Source organism: Dietzia sp. SL131 (genome assembly GCF_026672565.1).
Taxonomy (GTDB): Bacteria; Actinomycetota; Actinomycetes; order Mycobacteriales; family Mycobacteriaceae; genus Dietzia; species Dietzia kunjamensis.
This window is the reverse complement of sequence record NZ_JAPPRI010000003.1, coordinates 558,512-579,370: the sequence shown is the minus strand read 5'-3', so window position 1 is coordinate 579,370 and position 20,859 is coordinate 558,512. Positions and strand designations below refer to the sequence as shown.

At 72.0% G+C, this 20,859-nt stretch carries 12 protein-coding genes, 1 tRNA gene and 1 pseudogene; 4 read left to right on the top strand and 10 right to left on the bottom strand.

Annotated elements, in window-relative coordinates:
* Positions 1-195: 195 nt before the first annotated feature.
* The 3 genes from OVA21_RS03380 to OVA21_RS03370 all read right to left on the bottom strand — a co-directional run bounded on the left by OVA21_RS03380 (position 196) and on the right by OVA21_RS03370 (position 4,576).
* A tRNA-Met gene (locus OVA21_RS03380) sits at positions 196-272 on the bottom strand.
* A 113-nt stretch (positions 273-385) separates the two neighbouring features.
* Positions 386-3,448 (bottom strand): UPF0182 family protein, encoded by a 3,063-nt coding sequence (locus OVA21_RS03375; RefSeq protein WP_268091765.1) that lies wholly within the window; start codon positions 3,446-3,448, stop codon positions 386-388.
* A gap of 66 nt (positions 3,449-3,514) precedes the next feature.
* Positions 3,515-4,576, bottom strand: a complete 1,062-nt coding sequence (locus OVA21_RS03370) for a YlbL family protein (RefSeq protein WP_082923688.1) — start codon at positions 4,574-4,576, stop codon at positions 3,515-3,517.
* 78 nt (positions 4,577-4,654) lie between these two features.
* On the opposite strand from OVA21_RS03370, the gene OVA21_RS03365 reads away from it, so the two are divergent.
* Complete coding sequence (locus OVA21_RS03365) at positions 4,655-6,076, top strand: zinc-dependent metalloprotease (protein WP_163376664.1); 1,422 nt, start codon at positions 4,655-4,657, stop codon at positions 6,074-6,076.
* Positions 6,077-6,217: 141 nt separating this feature from the next.
* On the opposite strand, the gene OVA21_RS03360 is transcribed toward OVA21_RS03365, so the two are convergent.
* Positions 6,218-6,778 carry a M48 metallopeptidase family protein gene (locus tag OVA21_RS03360; RefSeq protein ID WP_268091764.1) on the bottom strand — a complete coding sequence of 187 codons (561 nt, stop codon included), beginning with the start codon at positions 6,776-6,778 and terminating at the stop codon, positions 6,218-6,220.
* Between the two features lie 258 nt (positions 6,779-7,036).
* On the opposite strand from OVA21_RS03360, the gene OVA21_RS03355 reads away from it, so the two are divergent.
* Complete coding sequence (locus OVA21_RS03355; RefSeq protein WP_268091763.1) at positions 7,037-8,095, top strand: hypothetical protein; 1,059 nt, start codon at positions 7,037-7,039, stop codon at positions 8,093-8,095.
* Positions 8,096-8,103: 8 nt separating this feature from the next.
* Complete coding sequence (locus OVA21_RS03350; RefSeq protein WP_268091762.1) at positions 8,104-9,420, top strand: ABC1 kinase family protein; 1,317 nt, start codon at positions 8,104-8,106, stop codon at positions 9,418-9,420.
* A 39-nt stretch (positions 9,421-9,459) separates the two neighbouring features.
* On the opposite strand, the gene OVA21_RS03345 is transcribed toward OVA21_RS03350, so the two are convergent.
* Positions 9,460-11,547, bottom strand: coding sequence for an ATP-dependent DNA helicase UvrD2 (locus OVA21_RS03345; RefSeq protein ID WP_268093107.1), 2,088 nt, complete (start codon positions 11,545-11,547; stop codon positions 9,460-9,462).
* A 203-nt stretch (positions 11,548-11,750) separates the two neighbouring features.
* Between OVA21_RS03345 and OVA21_RS03340 the strand changes: the two genes are divergently transcribed.
* A complete protein-coding gene (locus OVA21_RS03340) occupies positions 11,751-12,029 on the top strand; it encodes a mycoredoxin (RefSeq protein WP_268091761.1) in 279 nt (92 codons plus the stop codon).
* 54 nt (positions 12,030-12,083) lie between these two features.
* Here the strand turns inward: OVA21_RS03340 and nudC are convergent, their stop codons facing one another.
* From nudC to OVA21_RS03320, 5 genes and pseudogenes are all read right to left on the bottom strand, one after another.
* On the bottom strand, positions 12,084-13,010 hold the full coding sequence (gene nudC / locus OVA21_RS03335; RefSeq protein WP_268091760.1) for an NAD(+) diphosphatase: 927 nt from the start codon (positions 13,008-13,010) through the stop codon (positions 12,084-12,086).
* A gap of 83 nt (positions 13,011-13,093) precedes the next feature.
* A complete protein-coding gene (locus tag OVA21_RS03330; RefSeq protein ID WP_268091759.1) occupies positions 13,094-14,173 on the bottom strand; it encodes a potassium channel family protein in 1,080 nt (359 codons plus the stop codon).
* A gap of 62 nt (positions 14,174-14,235) precedes the next feature.
* Complete coding sequence (locus tag OVA21_RS19240) at positions 14,236-15,570, bottom strand: 3'-5' exonuclease (protein WP_326493461.1); 1,335 nt, start codon at positions 15,568-15,570, stop codon at positions 14,236-14,238.
* A 509-nt stretch (positions 15,571-16,079) separates the two neighbouring features.
* Positions 16,080-17,570, bottom strand: a pseudogene (locus OVA21_RS19235) (ATP-dependent helicase); the annotation flags it as partial.
* Positions 17,567-20,830, bottom strand: coding sequence for a UrvD/REP family ATP-dependent DNA helicase (locus OVA21_RS03320; protein WP_268091758.1), 3,264 nt, complete (start codon positions 20,828-20,830; stop codon positions 17,567-17,569). The gene OVA21_RS03320 and the pseudogene OVA21_RS19235, both read right to left, overlap by 4 nt.
* Between the last annotated feature and the right edge of the window lie 29 nt (positions 20,831-20,859).

Here is a 20,859-nt window from a genome sequence, read left to right as displayed (position 1 = left end):
ACATGCGAACAGACACCTGTCCACCATACGAGGACCGAACCACTGTGTGGGCCGGAACACACGGACAGGCGCGACGATCGCTCCGGAGGCATCTACGACGTCCGCACTCCCGACCACGGCGTCGGCATACTCGAGCGAGACAACTCCAGAAATAAACTCAGGCCCGGCTCCCTTTCGGGAACCGGGCCTGGTGCGTGGTAGCGGGGACAGGATTTGAACCTGCGACCTCTGGGTTATGAGCCCAGCGAGCTACCGAGCTGCTCCACCCCGCGTCGTTTGCGTCTATGACACTACGTGCCATTCACCGGACATTGCAAATCGGTGGACGCTCGACGACTAGAAGATGACGTAACTCACACCCCCGCACCCATCGCCCCAGGTCACGTCAGTTCCCCAGGCCCTGATAAGCGTCGACGGCGGCCTGCAGGTCCTCGAGCGCCTGCCCCAGATCGGAGAGGTCTCCCCCGCTCTGGGCCGAGCGGACCGCGTTCAGCGCCGAGTTGAGCTCGCGCACGGCGGCCGCCCGCTCGGAGTCGTCAGCGCCTCCCCCAGTGGCCGGCGACGACGGTCGCGGGGCGGCGCCCTCGGCGGGCCGCGCGGCGCCTTCCTCTGCCTCGGCCTCCGCCTCCCCGCTCTCGTCGATCCGCACGACGTCCGGGTCTGCCTCGATCCCGACCTGTCGCAGCGCCTCGTACAGCGTGGGCGCGTAACCCACCGCCCGGTCGTACGAGACCATCACGCGCAGAAGCCTCGGGAAGGCGGAGTCCTGGTCCTTGCGCTGGGTGTAGATCGGCTCCACGTAGAGCACCGAGTCGTCCGCCAACGGCAGCGCCAGGAGGTTGCCCTCAGTGATCTCGGCGGTCTCACCCCACAGTCGCCGGTCCTCGGCGATCGCCGGCGAGGCGATCATGATGTCCTGCGCCTGGTTGGGCCCCTGCGACAGCGGCTCTGTCGGCCTCTGGACCCGCACCGTGATCTGCCCATAGGTCTCGGGGTCCGAGCTCGCCGTCATGTGCGCGGCGAGGAACTCACGCTCATAGCCGCGGAACGCCGAGATGAGCTGGAACGACGGCTCGTCGGACTCCGGGTCGGTCGGATCGGAGGCCACCACGTAGTACGGCGGCTGGGCCGGCCCGTCACGGTCGACGGTCTGGGCGCCGGCGGGACCACCGGCGGGGCTGCCGGCCGGACCACCGGCGGGCCCGCCCACGGGCGGACCCTGCGGGTTCTGGATCGACGAGGTCACCGTGGGATCGGACGGCACCGACCAGAAGGCGTCATTGGTGAAGAACTGACCCGGGTCGTCGACCTGGTACTTGGCCAGCAGCTCACGCTGCACCTTGAACAGGTCCTCCGGGTAGCGCAGGTGCTCCTCCAACTCCTCGGAGATCGCCTCGCGTGGCTGGACGATGTCCGGCAGTGCCTTCATCCACGTCTGCAGCACGGGGTCCGACTCGTCGAACGCGTACAGGTCGACGGTGCCGTCGTACGCGTCGACGGTCGCCTTGACCGAGTTGCGGATGTAGGAGACCTCCTCGTCCGGCAGGACCCGGCCGTTCGCGTCGTTGAGCGAGTCCGAGGTCATGGCCTCCAGCGAGCTGAGCTCGGCGTACGGGTAGGTCTTGAGCGTCGTGTACCCGTCGACGATCCACTTGATACGGCCGTCGATCACCGCCGGATAGGTGTTGGTGTCCGTGGTCAGCCACGGGGCCACCTTCTGCACCCGGTCCCGCGGGTCGCGGTCGTAGATGATCTTCGAGTCGTCCCCGAGAATGCTGGACAACAGGATGTTGCGCTCGGCGAACTTGAGCGAGTAGGCGATCCGGTTGACCCAGCCACCGACGGGGACACCGCCCTCGCCGGTGTAGGTGTACTGCTCGGTGTCGGTGTCGTACTCACGGGGCCCGTCGCCGTTGTCCCCCACGATGGCGTAGTCGGGGTCCGCCTGCGCGATGAGCGGACCGAAGTAGGTCCGCGGCTGGGTCACCGGGATCATCATCTCCTGACCACTGGAGATCGCCTCGAGGTCGGAGACCTGGAAATTCGGCAGGCCGCCGCGGTCCGAGCCGGCGTCGTCGGCGATCTCGTTGACCCGGTTGGCCGGTGCGGCCACGAACCCGTTGCCGTGCGTGTACACCGTGTGGCGGTTGATCCAGTCCCGCTGGTTGGCCTGCAGGGACTCGGGGTTGAGCTCACGCGCGGCCACGAGGAAGTCCCGCATCTCGCCGTCGATCGTGTAGCGGTCGATGCCCAGCGTCTCGGGGAAACCGTAGAAGTTGCGCAACTGGTGTAGCTGGGTGAACGTCGGCGCCAGGACGCTCGGGTCGAGCACGCGGACGTTGGACAGTGTCGTGAGATCCGAGGCCGCCTCGCGGGGGTTCGGATCGGCCGCCCCCCAGTTGTCGATGTAGGTGACCCGCTCCTCACCGATGTCGTACGCGGCGCGTGTCGCGTCGATGTTCCGCGCGATGTACTCCCGTTCCTTCTCGGCACGGTTGGGCTTCACCGAGAACTGCTCGACGGCCAGCGGCCACGCCGACCCCACCACGAGCGCGGAGAACAGCAACAGGACGGTGGCCAGCGCGGGGATCCGCAGATCCCTGATCACGATGGCGGAGAAGAACGCGGCCGCGCACACCAGCGCCACCGAGAACATGAAGATCTTCGCCGGCATCAGGGCGTTGACGTCGGTGTAGCTGGCGCCGGTGAACGTGCTGTTCTCGCTGAACAACAGCTCGTAGCGATCCAGCCAGTACGCGGCGGCCTTGGCCAGCACGAACAGCCCGGCGAGGGTCACCAGCTGGATCCGGGCGGCGCGGGTGAGGGCGCCCTCGCGGGCGCCGGGTCGCAGTCCGCCGAAGAGGTAGTGGGTGAACAGGTTGGCCAGGAGGGCCAGCACGACGGCCACCATGAGCCAGGTGACGATCGCGCGCCACATCGGGAGCTCGAAGGCGTAGAAGGAGATGTCCAGACCGAACTGGGGGTCGGTCTCACCGAACGGCGTCGAGTTGAAGAACGCCAGCACGGTCTGCCACCCGGTCTGCGCGACCGACCCGGCCAGGATCGCCAGGACGACCGGGATCCAGAGCACGGTCCTGCCGGGCGAGGCCCCCATGGCCGCCCGGTAGCGGGACAGCGCGTCCGGCATGCCCGCCTGCGCCAGGAACACCGGGCGATACCGGTAGGCCAGCAGAATGCCGGCGCCCACCGCCAGGCCGACCAGGAGGGCGACCGCCACGAAAAGACCGAGCCGCGCCAGCAACTCGGTCCGGAACACGCTGGTGGCATCGACACTGCCGAACCACAGCCAGTCCGTGTACGCGGTGTTCAGTCTGGGCAGGACCTGGATGAGGAGGATGAGGACGACGACGGCGACGGCGACGGCCCGACCGCGACGAGAGATCGCGATCGGCCGACCGGGGGAATTGCCGGGTGGGCGGACGGACACCTGGAAAGCTCCTGCACTGCTGGGGCGGACATGCTCGTGACCCCCACCTTACGGAAAAGCCGTGCCTCAGCCGCAGGTCGGTGGCTGGCCCCCGGAGGCCGCCGTCTCCAGCGCCTCCAGCGCGCCCTCCAGCGTCTCCACCTCGATCAGCCGGACGCCCTCCGGCGGGCCCTGCACAGCCTCCGCACAGTTGGCCGCGGGGACCAGGAACTCGCTCACCCCCGCGTCGTGGGCCGCCCGGATCTTGTGCCGGATACCGCCGATGGGCCCCACCGTCCCGTCGGGACGGATGGTGCCCGACCCCGCCACCCGCGTCCCCCCGGTCGCCTCACCCGGCGACAGCTTGTCGACGATCGCGACGGCCAGCACCAGGCCCGCCGAGGGGCCGCCCACCGCGGGGTCCACCGTGATGTCGACGTCGGTGCCGTCCGCCGGGGTGTCGCCGACCAGGATGCCCAGTCGGCCCTGTTCGGGATCGCCGTCCGGTCCGGCGGACTGCAACGTCGCCGTCGTCGTCTCCTCACGCCCGTCACGGGTGAACCCGATGCGGACCTCGTCACCCGCGCGGCGCTCACCGACCCGCTCCACCACGGCCGTGGCGTCGTCGACGGATTCCCCGTCGATGGAGGTCAACACGTCGCCCGGGCGCAGGCGCCCGGCGGCGGCACCGTCCGGCTCCACCCCCTCGACGCGCGGCTGCATGGGGATCCCCAGGAACCGGTAGGCGGCGGCCTCGGCGGAGTTCTCCGAACCGACCATCTCCGCGGCGTTGGACTCGCGCACCTCGTCGCGTGAACGGTCCGGAGGGAACACCTGGTCGCGCGGTACCACCACCTGCGCCGGATCCACCCAGAACCGCATCGCGTCGAGCAGCGTCAGCCGGTCGCGGACCGCCACCGTCGTCATGAACAGGGAGCCGGCGGTCTCGTCCGCCTCCCTGCCCGCTACGTCGACCACCGGAACCCGCTCCGTGTCACCGTCCTCCGTCTCCACCTCGGCCGTGCCGAAGGTGTCGTAGGTGGGTCCGGGCCCCATCGACACCAGGGGGACGGTGGCCGACGTCGCCAGGACGAGCAGCAGCACCGCCGGTACCAGCGCGGCGAGAACGGTGAACAGGCGACGACTCACGGGGCAAGGGTAGACCGCACCCGCTGCCGGCCGCGTCGCGGCCGGACCCCCCACCCCTGCACGCTGTACCGTTGTGGCATGAACCAGCCCTTCGGTTTCTCCGCTTCCGACGACGACGGGCGCGACGACGACCGCGACCGCGGCCAGGGCGGTCCCGGCGGTCCCGGCGGCTTCGACCCCTCGCAGTTCGGCAACTTCGGCCAGATGCTCTCCCAGTTCGGACAGATGCTCGGCTCCATGGGGTCGGCCATGTCCGGCCCGGGGAGCTCGGGGCCCGTCAACTACCAACTGGCGCGGACGGTCGCCCTCCAGTCCCTCGGTCGCACGCCCGTGATCACCGACGCCTCGCGCACCGCCGCGCAGGAATCGGTCCGCCTGGCGGAACTGTGGCTCGACGAGACCACCCAGTTCCCCTCCGGAGTGCACCGCACCGAGGTGTGGACGCCCCAGCAGTGGGTCGAGCACTCCCTGCCCACCTGGGAGAAGATCTGCACGCCCGTCGCCGAACAGATGAACTCGGCCACCAAGGGCGCCATGCCCGAGGAGGCCCGCCAGCTCGCCGGCCCGCTGCTCGGCATGCTCGACCAGATGGGCGGCATGGGCTTCGGCATGCAGCTCGGGCAGGGGCTGGGCAAGCTCGCGCCGGCCGTGCTCTTCTCCTCCGAGGTCGGGATCCCGTTCGGCGACGACGGGGTGGCCGCGCTCAGCCCGGCCGCGATCGACGAGTTCGCCGACGAGCTGGAACTGCCCCGGCAGGAGGTCGTGGTCTTCCTCGCGGCACGCGAGGCCGCACACCTGCGACTGTTCGCCGGCGCCCCCTGGCTGCGCGCCCGGTTCCTGGCGACCGTGGAGGAGTACGCGCGCGGCATCCGCGTGGACACCTCCGGGCTCGACGACCTCGCCTCCGGGCTCGACCCGTCCATCCTGCAGGACCCCACCAAGCTCCAGGAGTTGCTCTCCGGCGGGGCCGGGGCGATCGGCCCCAAGGTGACCAACGTCAACGAGGCCGCGCTCGGCCGGCTCGAGACGCTGCTCGCGCTGGTCGAGGGCTGGGTCGACGCCGTCGTCGCCGCGGCGGTCGGCGACCGGCTGCCCAGCGCCGACAAGCTCCGCGAGATGTGGCTGCGACGCCGGGCGACCGGCGGCGCCGCCGAACAGGCCTTCGCCTCGCTCGTCGGACTCGAACTGCGTCCGCGCAAGGCGCGTGAGGCCTCCGAGTTGTGGCGCCGGGTCGGGGAGGCCGTGGGCACCGAACGCCGCGACGGGCTGTGGAGCCACCCCGACCTGCTGCCCGTCGGCGAGGACCTCGAGAACCCCGCCGCCGTCATCGACCGGCTCCTCGACGAGTCGACCGGGGACTCCAGCGGCGTCGACGAGATCGAGCGCTTTCTCCGCGAATCGGGTGGCGGGACCGGAGAGGCCGGCGGGACAGGCGACGGCGGACCCGAGGCCTCAGGCCCGAATGGCCCGGGTTCCGGCTCTGACGGCTCCGGCTCCTAAGGTTCCGGCTCCGAGGGGTCAGGCTCCGAGGGGTCAGGCTCCGAGGGTTCAGACTCCGGAGGGGTCAGGCTCCGAGGGTTCAGGCTCAGAGGGGCCGCACGACGGGGCCTGATCGGCGGGCGTCGTGACGGGCGGGCCGACCTAGTACTGGCCGGTCTCGTCGTCGTCGCCCTCGACCAGGTCGCCCACGCCCTCGCCCCCGACCCCCGGTTCTCCCGCGCCACCGGGGGCGTCCGACCCGGCCCCCGACCGGAGCACCCGCGAGTAGGCCTCCAGATACCCCATCGCCCGCTCGGTGCGCGGATACCCGCGCACCGCCTCCCAGAACTCGGGCGGGTGACCCCCGGGGACGACGAGGTGGGCCAGCTCGTGCACCACGACGTAGTCCAGCACGTAGGCAGGCACGTCCCGCAACGTCTCGCTGATCCGGATCTCCCCGGAATCCGGTGAGCAGGACGCCCAGCGGGTGGTCATCGCCGGCACCCAGCGCACCGATGCCGGCCGCGCCCGACCCTCCAGCCACGTCGTCGACAGTTCCGTGGCGCGCCTCATCAGGTCCGCATCGGACGCCCGGTGACCCTTGCGGCGACCGGACCGGGCGAGCCGGCCGAGCATGTCGGTGATGAGGCGTCGTTCCTCCGCGCGTGGCAGCCCCGCCGGCATGAGGACCACCACGGTCTCGCCCTCCACCCGCGCTGACACCGTCCTCCTGCGGCGTGTGGAGCGGCGCACCTCGATCCGAGGATCATCAGGCTCGGTGGGCAGCGCCGGTGCCGGGCCCGGGCCGGGTGACGGTGGGCTCGCGGACACGGCGGCGGGGCGTGGGGCTGGCGACACGCGGACCACGGTAGACCACCCCACACGGCGCGGTTATCCACAGGCACCGACGAGACCGGCGCCTGTGGACAACGACGCCCGAGCAGGGCCCGGGCAGGACCGCCGCGTGCCACGATGTGCCCCGTGACCCCAGTGACCGCTCCTGCCGACGACCCGCCACGCGCCGCCACCGAGGCCGGCACCGGAACCGCGGCGGTGGCGCCCGTCTCCCCGCGCACCGCCGCCCCCGTCATCGCCGCTCAGGCCGAGGCCCCGGTCTCCCGGGTCCGGGCCACCCTGCGTCCCGGCACCGTGGTCGTCGCGCGGGATGACCACACCGTCCAGGTGGGACTGGCACCTGACCGCGCGGTGGTGGTCGACGCCCCCGCCGTTGTGGGCGCCCGCCGCCTCACTGCACTACTCCGCGGCCTCGACGGCGGGGCCCATCTCGACGACGTGGCCGCCCGCGCGGGGATCGACGCGTCGGGGATGTCCACCGTGGCCCGGATCCTCGTCCACCTGGCCGACCTCGGTCATCTACGACTCGACCCGACGGAACCGGGAGCAGACACGGACGCAGACGCGCACACGACGGGCCCCACTCCTAGGCCCGCGCCGGTGCGTCGGGTCCACATCCTGGGGGTCGGCCAGATCTCGGAGGTGCTTCGGGGGCCGCTGTCGGTCAACGGCTGTCGTGTGACCACCGGCCCCAGCCCGGGCTTGACGCTCGACGCCGAGCGGCCGCCCTGGTTCCGCCGGGGCAGGGCCCCCGACCTGGTCATCCTCACCGGCACCGTCTCGGTGGATCCGGTGGTCACCACCGCACTCGCCCGGTCCGGGCAGGCGCACATGCACGTGTACTGCCGGGACGGCCGTGTGGTGGTGGGCCCGACCGTGGTGCCGGGTGTCACCCCGTGTCTGCGCTGCACCGACCTGTACCGCGCCCGCCGGGACCCGCGGTGGCCGTTCGTCGCCGCGCAACTCATCGGACACAGCCCTGACGCGGCCGTTCCCGCCCTCACCGCCGCCGCAGCCCTGGTGCTGGCGGAGGTCGCCGCCAGCCGCGAACCCCGCACCAGGCTCCAGACCATCGGTGCCACCGTGGAGATCAATCCGTCCGAGGGACTGTGGCGCCGGCTCGAATGGCAGGCCGACGCAGGCTGCGACTGTGGCGCCGCCCCGCATGTCCGTCCTCTGTCATGATTGAAGGCGTGTCCGACCTACCCCGCACCTCGTCCCGCCGCGCAGCACGCCTCGCGGGACTCCCACTGGGCATCGCCGGTCGCGCCGCCGGTTCACTCGGTCGACGCGCCCTCGGGCGGGGGGACGGGGATCTGAGCGAGGAACTGGCCGATCAGGCCGCCGAGCAGGTCTTCGCCGTTCTCGGGGAACTCAAGGGCGGCGCCATGAAGGTCGGCCAGGCCCTCAGCGTGTTCGAGGCCGGGATGCCCGACAAGTACGCCGAGCCGTTCCGGGAGGCCCTCACCAAGCTCCAGGCCGAGGCACCCCCCATGCCCGCCGCCAAGGTGGAGAGAGTCCTCGACACCCAACTCGGGCTGCGCTGGCGTGAACGCTTCGCCGAGTTCGACGGTGACGCCGCCGCGGCCGCCTCCATCGGGCAGGTCCACCGCGCCGTCTGGTCCGACGGTCGGGAGGTGGCCGTCAAGATCCAGTATCCCGGCGCCGATGAGGCCCTCCGCTCGGACCTGCGGCAACTCCGGCGACTGGCTCCCCTGTTCCGGCCGCTCAACCCTGGCACCGACATCAGGGGCATCATCGACGAGCTCTACGACAGCACCGTGAGCGAACTCGACTACCGCGCGGAGGCCGACACCCAGCGGGTGTTCTCGGCCGCCTATCGCGACGATCGCCTCGTCCGGGTGCCCTCCGTGCTGGCCTCGTCGCCCAAGGTGCTGGTCACCGAGTGGGTGGACGGGCGGGCCCTGAGCCGGATCTCCAGCGACGGCACCCCCGCAGAGCGCAACCGGGCCGGCGAGCTCCTCACCGAGTTCCAGTTCAGTTCACCCACCCGTGCCCGGATGATGCACGGCGATCCCCACCCCGGAAATTTCCTGCTCGCCGATGACGGTCGACTGGTGGTCCTGGACTTCGGCGCGTCGATCCCCCTGCCCGAGGGCGTGCCGGAGGTTCTCACCTCCATGATGCGGCTCGCCCTGGCCGGTGATTCCGATGAACTGGTGCGGTTGATGACCCGGGCCGGATACGTCGGCCGGAACGGCCTCGACCCCGCCGACGCGATGGCGTTCCTGAACCCGTTCATCGAGCCGATGCGCGAGCCTGTTTTCCACTTCAGCCGCGCGTGGATGCAGAGCATCATGTCCGTCTACGGTGACGTGTCGGGGCGGGAGTTCCGGACCTCCCGCTCGTTCACCCTTCCGCGCGAGTACGTCCTGATCCACCGGGTGCTGTCCGCGTCGGTGGGCATGCTGTGCCAACTCGAGGCGTCCGCCCCGTACCGGGAGATCGTGCAGCGCTGGATGCCGGAGATCTTCCCCGACGAGGGCTGACCAGCCCCGGGCTCGGGGAGCCTCCCGCGCGGGGCGGGTTCAGGTGGCGCGGATCAGTTTCAGCACGTCGTCGCCGTACTCGCTCAGCTTGTGCGCCCCGATCCCGCCGATCCGGCCCAGTGCGCGGGTGTCGGCGGGCCGCTCCCGGGCGATCTGGGCGAGCGTGTCGTTGGTGAACACCGTGTAGGCGGGTTTGCCGATCCGTTCCGAGGTCTCCTTGCGCCAGTCCCTCAGTCGTTCGAACAGGCCGGTATCGACCTCCACCGAGCATTCCGGGCACAGCCCGAGCGCGCGGTGCATGGGCCCGGTGAGCTTCTCCCCGCACCCGCGGCACCGTCCCTTGTCCGAGGTGTCGGTGGACCCGCGCGGTCCGACCGGGGACTGGGCCGGGCGAACGGGGTCGAGGAAGCGGCTGGGGCGTCGGCTGGCCCGGCCACCGGCGCGTCGACTCCGACTCCACGACACCGTCAGGTGCTCGCGGGCGCGGGTGACGCCCACGTAGAGCAGGCGCCGCTCCTCCTCGATCGCGTCCGGTCCGGCGTTGATCGCGTGGCTGATCGGCAGACTCCCCTCGTGGACTCCGATGAGGAACACCGCGTCCCATTCGAGCCCCTTGGCGGCGTGGAACGACGCCAGCGTCACACCCCGCTCGTCCGGGGCGTGACGTGCCGCCGCCCGTTCTCGAAGCCCCGCGACCACCGGTAGCAGGCCCTCGCGAGCCTCGGCCGTGGCGATCTCCTCCGCGAGACCCACCAGCGAGTTCAGTGCGTTCCAGGTCTCCCTGGCCTGGGCACCGGACGGCTCGGCGGCGGTGAGACCGAGGGGCTCGAGCGCCTGCCTGAGGACTGCGACGATCTCCGTGGGGTCCGACAGCTGGGAGTACGCCTGCGCCCGCGCCTCGTCCGAGCCGTCGATCAGTCGGTCGATCGCCGACATGGCCCGACGGACCACCGGCCTCTCGAAGAAGCCCTCTCCCCCTTTGAGCCGGTATCCGATCCCGGCCTCGTCCAGGGCCGCCTCGACCCGCTCGGACTGGGCGTTGATGCGGTACAGCACCGCGATCTCCGAGGGGTCCATCCCGCCGTGGACGAGATCGGCGACGGCCCCCGCCACCGCCTCCGCCTCGGCGTCCTCGTCGGGGTACTCGGCGAGGACCGGCTCGGGGCCCGGCGGCCGCATTCCCCGCAGGGTGAGCCCGGCGCTGCGGAACCGGCCGCTGCCGGCGCTGATCACCGCGTTGGCCAGGTCCACGACCTGAGGCGTGGAGCGGTAGTCGGACTCCAGGCGCACGACGGTGGCACCCGGGTAGCGGTCCGCGAAGCCGAGCAGGAAGTCCGGTTCTGCGCCGGCGAACGAATAGATGGTCTGGTTGACGTCACCGACCACCGTCAGGTCGTCCCTCCTGCCCAGCCACGCGGTGAGCAGCCGTTGTTGGGCCGGCGTGACGTCCTGGAACTCGTCGACGACGAAGCAGCGGTAGCGGTCCCGGAACTCCTCGGCGATCGCCGGGACCTCTTCCACGAGTTCGGCCATGTGGCTCAGGAGATCGTCGAAATCGAGCATCCGGACCGGTCCGGAGACCTTGAGGTCCTCGTATGCCCGGAACGCGCGCGCGACCTCGGGGGCCGGCACCGGCAGGTCGCGACCCAGTGCGACGGCCTGCTCCGCGTACGTGTCCGGGGTGAGCAGGCTGGACTTGGCCCAGCCGATCTCGGTCAGCACGTCGCGGATGGTCTCCGTGGCGGGGTCCAGGCCGACCCGGCGCACCGCCTGGGCGACCGCGCGGAACTGCCCGTCCAACAGCTGCCAGGGTTCCTCCCCGTACACCCGTGGCCAGAAGTACGACAGGTTCCGCAGGGCGGCCGAGTGGAAGGTCCGGGCCTGTACGGGTCCCGTCCCGGCGTCCGCGACTCCCAGCCCCGCCAACCGCATGCGCAGCTCCCCGGCGGCGCGGGCGGTGAACGTCACCGCCAGCACCTGGTCGCCGCGGACGTGCCCGGTGGTCACCAGGTGGGCGATCCGTCGGGTGATCGTGCGGGTCTTCCCCGTCCCGGCGCCGGCGAGGATGCAGACGGGTCCACGTGGCGCCAGCACGGCGTGCCGCTGCTGCGGGTCGAGGCCCTCCAGCGCGGACGTCGCACCGCCTCCCCGTCCGACAGCCCAACCGGAACCCGGGCCTGCTGTCGGGCCTGCTGTCGGGCCTGTTGTCGGGCCTGACCCCGCGCCGCGCCGCATGTCACTCACGCCCCCATCGTGGCATCCGGCTCCGACAACGCGCCGGAGGCCTCCCCCCGGGATGATTCCCACGGTCGCGCGCGTTACACCCCGTCATGAGCGATGAGACGACGAACGACGATGCCGGCGCCCTGACCCTGTACACCACCACGTGGTGCCCCTTCTGCACGCGGCTCAAGAAGCTGCTCGACGAGAAGGAGATCGGCTACACCGAGATCGATGTGGAGGCCGATGCCGAGGCCGCAGCCTTCGTCGAGAGCGTGAACGGCGGCAACCGGGTCGTCCCGACGGCGCTGTACTCCGACGGGACCACCGCCACCAATCCCCCGGCGTCGCAGGTGCGCGCCAAGCTGGAGGAGCTCGCCGGGGTCTGACACGTGGACCGTCCCGCCCACCCGGGCCCGACGGCGACGCCGGAGACCCTGGTCTCAGGCGTCGCCGTCCCCGTCGACCGCCGCGACCCAGGAGCGCAGCATCACGTGCGCGATGGAGACCGCCGGCGCCACCATGAGGTCGCCACGGCCGGCCAGCGCGTCACGCACCCGGTCGACGTCGAACCAGGCGGCCTCGCTGATCTCCTCGTCCTCGAGCACGATGGGCGCATCCGGGTCCGCGATGGCGTGGAAGCCGACCATGAGGGACCGGGGGAACGGCCAGGGCTGACTGCCCAGGTAGCGCACGCGGTCGACGACCACGCCCACCTCCTCGGCGACCTCGCGGCGGACGCAGCCCTCGAGGGATTCGCCCGCCTCCACGAACCCGGCGACGTGTGAGTACATGCCCGCGGGCCAGATCGGCTGGCGGGCCAGCAGGACGCGGCGCCCCCCGTCATGGACCAGGCAGATCACGGCCGGGTCGGTGCGTGGGTACTCGAGGCCGCCGTGGAACGGGTCCTCGATCGCCCATCCCGCGTCCACCCTGCGCGGGTGGTGGGTGCGGTCGCGCCCACGCACGTTGTCGCGATGCCATCCGAGCAGGGCCATGGCCTGGGCGGCCAGAGACCCGTCACCCTCGACCAGGTCCGCCCCGCAGGATCGGAGCGAGGTCACCGCGGGGTCGGCGGGGAGCTCCTCGACCGGGACCGCCCAGATGTGCCGCGCGTCCTCGGTCCGCCCGAGGAACACGGCCTCCTCGGGGAGCGCGTCGGCGAGATGTACGGCCGGTTCCAGGCGGATCCGCTGCCGGTCACTTGGCGCCGGCTCGACGGCGAACCTGTTGCGTCGGTCCACCTTCATGACGCGAGCCGTCGCCCATCCCCTGGTCAGTTCGTCGGTGTCCTGCCGCAGGGGCGCAGCCCTGTCGGGTGCCGCCACCGCGAGCACCGGGTCGGAGTCGAGGGTGAAGTCCAGCGGCATCGTGTGGGGTCCTTTTCGCGGCGGCGTGACGGGCGCCACCGAGCGTAGCCCGGTCCCCTCGGCATCCTCGCGCTGCCCGTGCCTCAGCCGGAGACCATCCGGATGTAGAGCAACCGGTCGCCGCTCTCGAGTGCGTCCGCCTCGGACTCGTTGACCTTGATGAGCTGCCCCTTGCGCACCACCCCGAGCACGAGTTCGGCGAGGTGTCGGGGCGAGCCGCCCACCTCGGACTCCTCGACCCGCCGCTCCGCGATGGAGAAGCCCTCGTCGGGGGTCAGCAGGTCCTCCATCATCCCCACGACGGTCGGGGTGATGGTGGCCAGGCCGAGGAGCCGTCCCGTGGTCTCGGCGGAGACGACCACGGAGTCCGCGCCGGACTGCTTGAGCAGGTGTTTGTTGTCGCTCTCGCGGACCGTCGCGACGATCTTGGCGTTGGGCGCGAGTTCTCGCGCGGTGAGGGTGACCAGCACGGCCGTGTCGTCCGAGTTGGTGGCGACCACGACCGCGGAGGCCCGCGTGAGTCCCGCCAGTTTGAGTACATCGGATCGGGTGGCCGAGCCGTGGACGGTGACCAATCCGTGGGCGGCCGCTGCCTTGAGCGCCTGGGGGTCGGTGTCGACGACGACGATGTCGTCCGGGGCTGTGTCGTCGGCGAGCATCGCCGCGATGGCGGACCTGCCCTTGGTGCCGTACCCGACGACGACGGTGTGATTGCGCACGTGACTCCTCCATCGCTGGATTTTGAAGGCCTGACGGGACTGCTCTGTCAGCACGGCCAATGTGGTGCCGACGAGCAGGATGAGGAACACGAGGCGCAGCGGCGTGACGACGATGGTGTTGATCAACCGCGCCTGCTGGGTGATCGGGGTGATGTCGCCGTACCCGGTGGTCGAGAGGGAGACGGTGGCGTAGTAGAAGCAGTCGACGAGCGTCATCTCACCGCCCGGTCCGCCGCCACCCGTGTAACCACCGCGGTCGAGCCACACCACGAGGACCCCGAGACACAGCGCCGCGAGCGCCATCGCGACGCGTTTCCCGATCAGCCGCCAGGGCGTCTCACTGTGTTCCGGGATGCTCACCACGCCCACGAGGGCGTGGTCGGGGCTCTCGTCCAGCGGGTCATGGCCACGGAATCGCGACGCCAGTGCGCGCTTGTTGACCATGGGACTCCGTTTCCGCGACGTGTCCCTCGGGGGACCCTGCCATCTTCGAGATGAATAGTCGCCTATCGCACGCCCCGGGACAACAACCGACCCCGCCCGGGGCCCTCCGAGAGGATACGGAGCAGTTCGTCGGCGTCCGGCAGGTCGGCTGGTTCGATCGTTCGCCCGGATCGCACATAGTGGAACGCGGCGCGCACACTCTCGAGCTCCACGGGTCGTCCCAGGCGGGCGGTGGCGATCTTCGCCCAGGCGTAGCGGTAGACCGCCAACTGCAGGGCCACAGCGGGCATGTCGCGTTCGGCAGGCACGCGTCCGGTCTTCCAGTCCACGATGATCCACCCGTCGCCGTCCCCGGCGGCCCCGAACACGGCATCCATCCTGCCGCGCAGCAGGTGGTCGCCGAGTCCTACCTCGAAGGGCACCTCGACCGCATCGGGAGTCATCCGTGCCCACGGGGACGACTCGAACGCCTCCTGCAGTTCGGTCAGGTCCGCCTCGGACAGCCCGTCGACAGCACCCTGGTCGCCGGCGCCGGGCAGGTCGTCGATGTCCAACAGGTGGGTGGCACCGAAGCGGTGCTCCAGCCAGAGGTGGAACCGGGTGCCGCGCCGCGCGAAGCGGTCGGGGCGGAAAGGGACCGGCCTGCGCAGGCGGTCCGCGAACTCCTGGGGATCCGACGCCAGGGCGACGATCTGGCCCGCGGTGAGCCGACGGGGCAACACCACCTCGTCCCGCTGTTCGGCCGCCCGCCGCGCGTCGGCGAGCAACGGTGCCGCGGCCAGGTGCCAGCGACGTGCCGGTCCCGCTTCCGGTGGGTCCTCGTTTTCCGGGTCCACCGGCGCGGCCGCTTCGACCGCACGGGCCACGGTGACGCGGTCCGGCGCGGCCGGTCGCGGCCACGTGGCCTCCACGGCAGTCGCCGTGGCGGGATTGATCGGCGAGGGTGTGACGACGAGGTGGTCGATCTCGCCTAGTGGGTCGTCTCCCCCGCACGCCTCGACGACCTCGTCGAGGAATTCGGAGGGCCCCTTGGGTTTCGCGGTCGCTCCGATCCAGTGCGACCCGGAGAGCAGCAGCGTCCGCTCCGCTCGTGTCACCGCCACGTAGAACAACCTACGGTCCTCGTCCAGGGAGCGTCGCTTGACCCGCTTGATGTGGCTTTCCAGCGCGTTCTGGAGGAGTTTCCGGTCGGTCACGTCGTCGAGCCGGGGCACCGGGACGCCGCCCGGGTTGTCCTCTGACTCGCGGTCCCCCCGCAACTGCTCGGGCAACTGGGTCGCCGTGCGTACCGACGTCTCGGGTGCCTGGTCGGAGGGGAATACCCCGTGTACCAGGTGCGGAACGGCCACGATCTCCCACTCGAGCCCCTTGGCGGAGTGGACGGTGAGGATCTGCACCCGCCCCGGGGTCGCGGCGACCTCACCGCGCGCCAGTCCGCTGTCGACCGTGCGCGCGAGGTCGAGGTAGGCCAGGAACGCATCCAACCCCGTTCCCCGGTCCGGTCGGAATCCCGCCGCCACCTCCTGCAGCGCGTCGAGTTGTTCGCGAGCCTCCCCGGCCCCGGCGCGTTGGCGGAGACGCACCTCCGCGTCGAGTCCCAGCGCCTGCTCGGCGGCAGCGACCAGGCGGGCGGGGGTGCGGAGGAGCGGGCGCGCAGACCCGAGATGATCCCCGCCAGTTCGCCGATGCGCGCCGTGCCGGCGGGGCTGTAGTCGCGCGCCGGACCCGGGTCCGCGAGGGCGTCGGCCAGCCCGGCCGAGTCGGTCTCCTCTCCCCTGGCGATCGCGTCGAGGATGTCCTCCAACTGATCCAGTTCGGTCACCGCCCCCCTCGGGGTCGCTGTCCGACGGAGCGACAGGCGGGAGGCACGCCGGGCGAGCGCGGCGAGGTCGGCGGCTCCCAGTGCGAAACGTGAGCCGGTGAGCAGGCGTAACAGCGCGGCTCCGGCCCCCGGGCGTGCGATCACCGTGAGCAGTGAGACCACATCTGCGACCTCGGGGACGTCGAGCAGTCCTCCCACGCCCACGACCTCGACGGCCAGGCCGCGCGCTTCGAGTGCGTCGGCGATCGCCGCCGAGTCCCCGTTGCGCCTGACCAGAACCGCGGCGGTCGGTGTGTGCCCGTCCCGGGCGGCCGCACGGTATCGCTCGGCAATCGCGTCCGCCAGCCATTCCCGTTCGTCCGCCGCGGTGTCCAGGACCGCGACCTTGAGGTCGGCAGGCTCGGCACCGGGCCGGGCTCGCAGCTCGGGGACGGGGATCGACCCCGGTCGGCCCCGCAGCGGCTCGGTGATCCTGTTGGCCAGTGTGAGTACTTCCGGGGGGTTTCGCCACGAGGTGGTGAGTTCGCGGAGGTGCGAGCGCTGACCGCCGGCCAGGGGGAAGTCCTCACGGAACCGGTCGAGGTTCGAGGCCGAGGCCCCGCGCCAACCGTAGATGGACTGCATGGGGTCCCCGACTGCGGTGACCGCCGGCACCGGCCCTGCCCCGCCTCCGAACAGGGACGCGAGCAGCACGCGCTGCGAGTGCCCGGTGTCCTGGTACTCGTCCAGCAGGACCACCCGGAACGCCCGGCGCTCGACCTGTCCGACCTGGGTGTGGTCGCGGGCGACCGTGGCCGACAGGGCCATCTGCGAACCGTGGTCGAGAGCCGACTCGGCGCGCATGCGTTCCGCGACCGCGTCCACCAGGTCCGCGAGTTCGTCGCGATGCCCCTGCACGTCGGCCGTCTCCTGGAGCCACAGCGTGGGGGTCTGGCGTTGCCGCGGGCCGGGGGGCAGGGTTGCGATGAGAGTGGTCACCAGGTCCGGGTGTGTGCGCAGATCGTCTGTGGTGACGAGGTGGTCGGACAGCTGTCCTGCCAGCGTGAGCACGTCGCGCGTCACCCGGCCGGGGGTCGATCCGGTCGTCAGGGGGCTCTCCCACCTCGACACCACGTCGTGCGCGAGCTGGAAGGCGGCGGTGGGGGTGAGCAGCCGCGAGTCCGGTTCGACGGGGACGAGGAGTCCGTACGTCCCGAGCAGTGTCCCGGCGAACGCGTGGTAGGTCGAGATCTGTGGATCCTCGGTGCGGATCGCCTCGGCGACCCCGGGGGCGGCTCCCGGGCCCGTGCACAGAGGACTGCGTGCGAGCGCGTCGAGTCGCCGGCGGATCCGGCGGGACAACTGCTGCGCGGCCTTACGGGTGAAGGTCAGGCCGAGGATCTCCCCCGGTCGTGCGTACCCGTTGGCCACCAGCCACACCACGCGGGCGGCCATCGTCTCGGTCTTTCCGGCACCCGCTCCCGCCAGGACCAGCGTCGGTTCCGCCGGACCCGCGATCACCTCGGCCTGCTCGCGGGTCGGCCGGTGGATCCCGAGCGCGTCGGCGATGGCATCGGGCTCGATCGTCGCGGTCATCCGATCACCTGTTCTCCCTCGGGCTGCGCGGGGCAGCTGGATCTGACGTCGCAGTGGTCGCACCAGCGGCCCGCTCTCGCCGAGTAGGACGGCCCGACGGTCGCGCGGCCCGCCTCCGTCACCCGCCGGGTGAGCGCCTCGGCCGCCTCGGCACCGAGCGGGTCCTGGGTCCGTTCGGCCGGCATGCGACCCTCCCGACCCGCCAGATAGAGCAGGAGGCCTCCGCCCGGTTCCCGCCCCGCGGCGGAGTCGACCGCCCCGTTGGCCAGGGCGAGTTGGTAGAGGGCGAGTTGCGGGTGGACCGCTGCATCGGCCTGGCTCGCCACGGCACCGCCGGTCTTCACGTCGACCGGGATCACCTGCCCCGCCGTGGTCGCCTCGAGCCGGTCGATCCGACCCCGGACGCGCACGGGGCCCTCGACCTCGAACTCGAACGGCTCCTCGACCCCGGCCGTGGAGTACTCGTCGCGGGTCGAGGAGCGCCACAGTCGGAACGTCTCGGCCATCTCGACCATCGATTCCGCTCCCCGCTCGGCGAACCACCCGCGGGCCATCGTGAGCGCCTCGGCTCGGCGCAGGACGGCCGCGCGTACCGCGTCCTCGGAGATCCCTCCCTCCACCGCCTGTGTCAGCGCGTGGACCGCCGAGCCCCGGATGAGCGGCGCCGCCGATCCGGCGTCCGACGAGTCGCCACGCACCTTCTGGAGAAACCACCGGAGGGGGCACTCCTCCAGGGCGCCGAAACCGGACGGCGAGAGGACCGCGAGGGGCACTCCGGGCGTCGCGGTGACCACCGGCTCGGCCGTGGACGGCTCGGCGGCGCCGAACCAGGTCCGCGGATCGGCGACCCCCACCCCGGCGTCGCGGAGGCCGGCGAGGAGCCCGGCCGCGTGACGGGCGTCTTCCGGGTCGGTCGCCGGGTCGTGCAGAGCTGCCCGCAGATCGACGGCCAGGTGCGGCAGGGTGAACACGGTGGGCGCGTGCGGGGGCAGGCCCGCCACCTGCCCGGTCGGGGCTGTGGTGGGGGCCACGGTGGCCAGGTCGGAGATCTCGTCGATGAACCGGGACGGGGCGACATCCCCCTGCTCCGGTGACTCGACCGCGGTCACCAGGAGATGATCGCTCGCGCGGGAACAGGCGACGTAGAACAGGCGCCGTTCCTCGGCCGAGCGGGCGGCGGCGGAGGACACGGCCCGCTCGGCCTCGGACGGCACGGGACCGTCGCCGGCGATCTCGGTCAGATCCACCAGTTCGTCGACCCCGAGCAGCCCGGACCGCCGGCGGGGCGCGGGCCACACCCCGTCCTGCACGCCGCACACGGCCACGGCCCGCCACTGTCTGCCCACCGCGGCGTGCGCAGACAGCACGCTGACCGCCCCTCCGCGGGCCCTGGTGTCCGCACGACCGGGCGCGGGCAGGTCCTCGCCGGAGACGATGTCGCAGAAGAGCGCCACGGATCCGCCGGGCACCCGGTCGACGAAGTCGGCGGCGTGGTCGAACAGCGACACGACCGCGTCGAGCGAGCGGTCCGCTGACCGGGACCACGGGTCGGCGGCCACCGCCTGACGGACGAGCCGCCGCTCCAGCCGGGACGCCGACCACGCCGCCCAGAGTGCCTCCTCCGCGGTCCCGCCCGCCTCGAGCTCCGCAAGGACAGCCGCCCGGGCCCGTCGGATCCTCGTCACCGGCGCGAGCTCCACGGTGGTGAGGCCCGGCGGGATCTGGTCCTCCGCCGCGAGGACCAGACGACGCAGCGTGTCCGCGCTCGGTTCGGTGCCGCCTATCCCGGAGCGCCGCAGGCCGCGCCGGAGACGACGCATCGCGACCGCGTCGGCGCGACCGATCGGGCCCGAGAGCATGGCCAGGGTCCGCTCGGCGTCGGTCCCGGTCTCGCCCTCCACCGCGGAGCGCACCAGGAGAAGCAGCCCGGACGCCACGGGATCGTGGGCCGGCGGGATCTCCGCACCCGCGTCGACGACGGGGACGTCCGCGGCGTCAAGGGCTGCCAGGACCGCATCCGCCACCCGCGGCAGGGAGCGGCTCACCACGGCCATCTCCCCGTAGTCGATACCGTCCAGGACGTGGCGGCGGCGGAGGAAATCCGCGATGACGGCCGCCTCCGCGGCGGCCGAGCCCGCGACGGTCACCCCCACCGAGCCCTCGGCACCACCGGTCGATTCGCGGGGGCGGTGGCGCGCGGCCCCGGGGAGCCGCGACGCGACACGCGCCGCGACCGCCGTGATCGCCGGCGACATGCGGTGTCCGGCGTGGAGGTCGACGGCGCGGCCGCCCTGGTCCACCACGGCCCGCGCGAGCCCGCCGTCCGCCCCGCGGAACCGGAACACCGACTGGTCGCCGTCCTCGACCACCAGCAGCACATCCGCGCCGCCACCGACCGTCGCGACGAACTCGGCGGCGAGAGGATCGAGGTGTTGCGCGTCGTCCACCGCGACGAGCCGGCGTGACCGGAAGATCTCACGGAGATCGGGATCGGCGGTGAGCGCGTCGAGGGCGGCCCCCACCAGTTCCGCGGCGTTGAGCGCCTCCGGAATGTCGGACTGCCCGGAACGCACACCGGAGCGCAATGCCATCTGCTCCTCGTGGCGGCGGAAGAACCCGGCGGCGGCGACCCACGCGGGCCGACCCGCGGTCCGTCCCAACCGGGCGAGTTCGCGTGGTCCGATGCCCCTCTCCAGCGAGCGCAGGAGCAGGTCGCGCAGTTCGCGAGCGAACCCGACCGTGGCCAGGGCCGGACGCATCTGCTCCGGCCAGTGCGGCGCCCCGTCCGCCAGTTCGCCCGACAGGGTCTCCCGCACCACCGCGTCGTGCTCGGCCCCGGTGCGCAACCGCGGGGGCGGTGCGTCGGCCCGCGCGGCCGCCAACCGAACGACCGCGTGGGCCAGGGAGTGGACGGTACGGACCGGCGCATCGGTGCCCACCACGAGCTCCGGAGGCAGGCCGCGAGTGGACTGTTCGAGCAGGGCGGCCGCCGCCGTCGCCGAACCCGTGAGGACCAGGACGCCGTCCATGCCCACCCCGCCGGCCACCGCCGAACGCACCACGTCGACGATCAGCGAGGTCTTCCCGCTACCCGGGCCCCCGCGGACCACCCACCGATCCTGCCGACCGGTCCGGGCGCCCGACCAGTCACGACCGAGGAGGTCGTCGAGATCCGCCGGCCAGGATGTCCCGGGACGGCCGACCGCGCGGTCGGCGCGGGCGGCGCGGCTGGCGGTCGGGGTGTCGACGGGCTCTGTCACGGCTCGATGAGACCACACGCCTACGACAT

Bases quoted from the DNA above. Each gene is read 5' to 3' on its own strand.
- OVA21_RS03365 (WP_163376664.1), top strand. From the start codon at position 4,655: ATGAACCAGCCCTTCGGTTTCTCCGCTTCCGACGACGACGGGCGCGAC.
- OVA21_RS03340 (WP_268091761.1), top strand. From the start codon at position 11,751: ATGAGCGATGAGACGACGAACGACGATGCCGGCGCCCTGACCCTGTAC.
- nudC (WP_268091760.1), bottom strand. From the start codon at position 13,010: ATGCCGCTGGACTTCACCCTCGACTCCGACCCGGTGCTCGCGGTGGCG.
- OVA21_RS03330 (WP_268091759.1), bottom strand. From the start codon at position 14,173: ATGGTCAACAAGCGCGCACTGGCGTCGCGATTCCGTGGCCATGACCCG.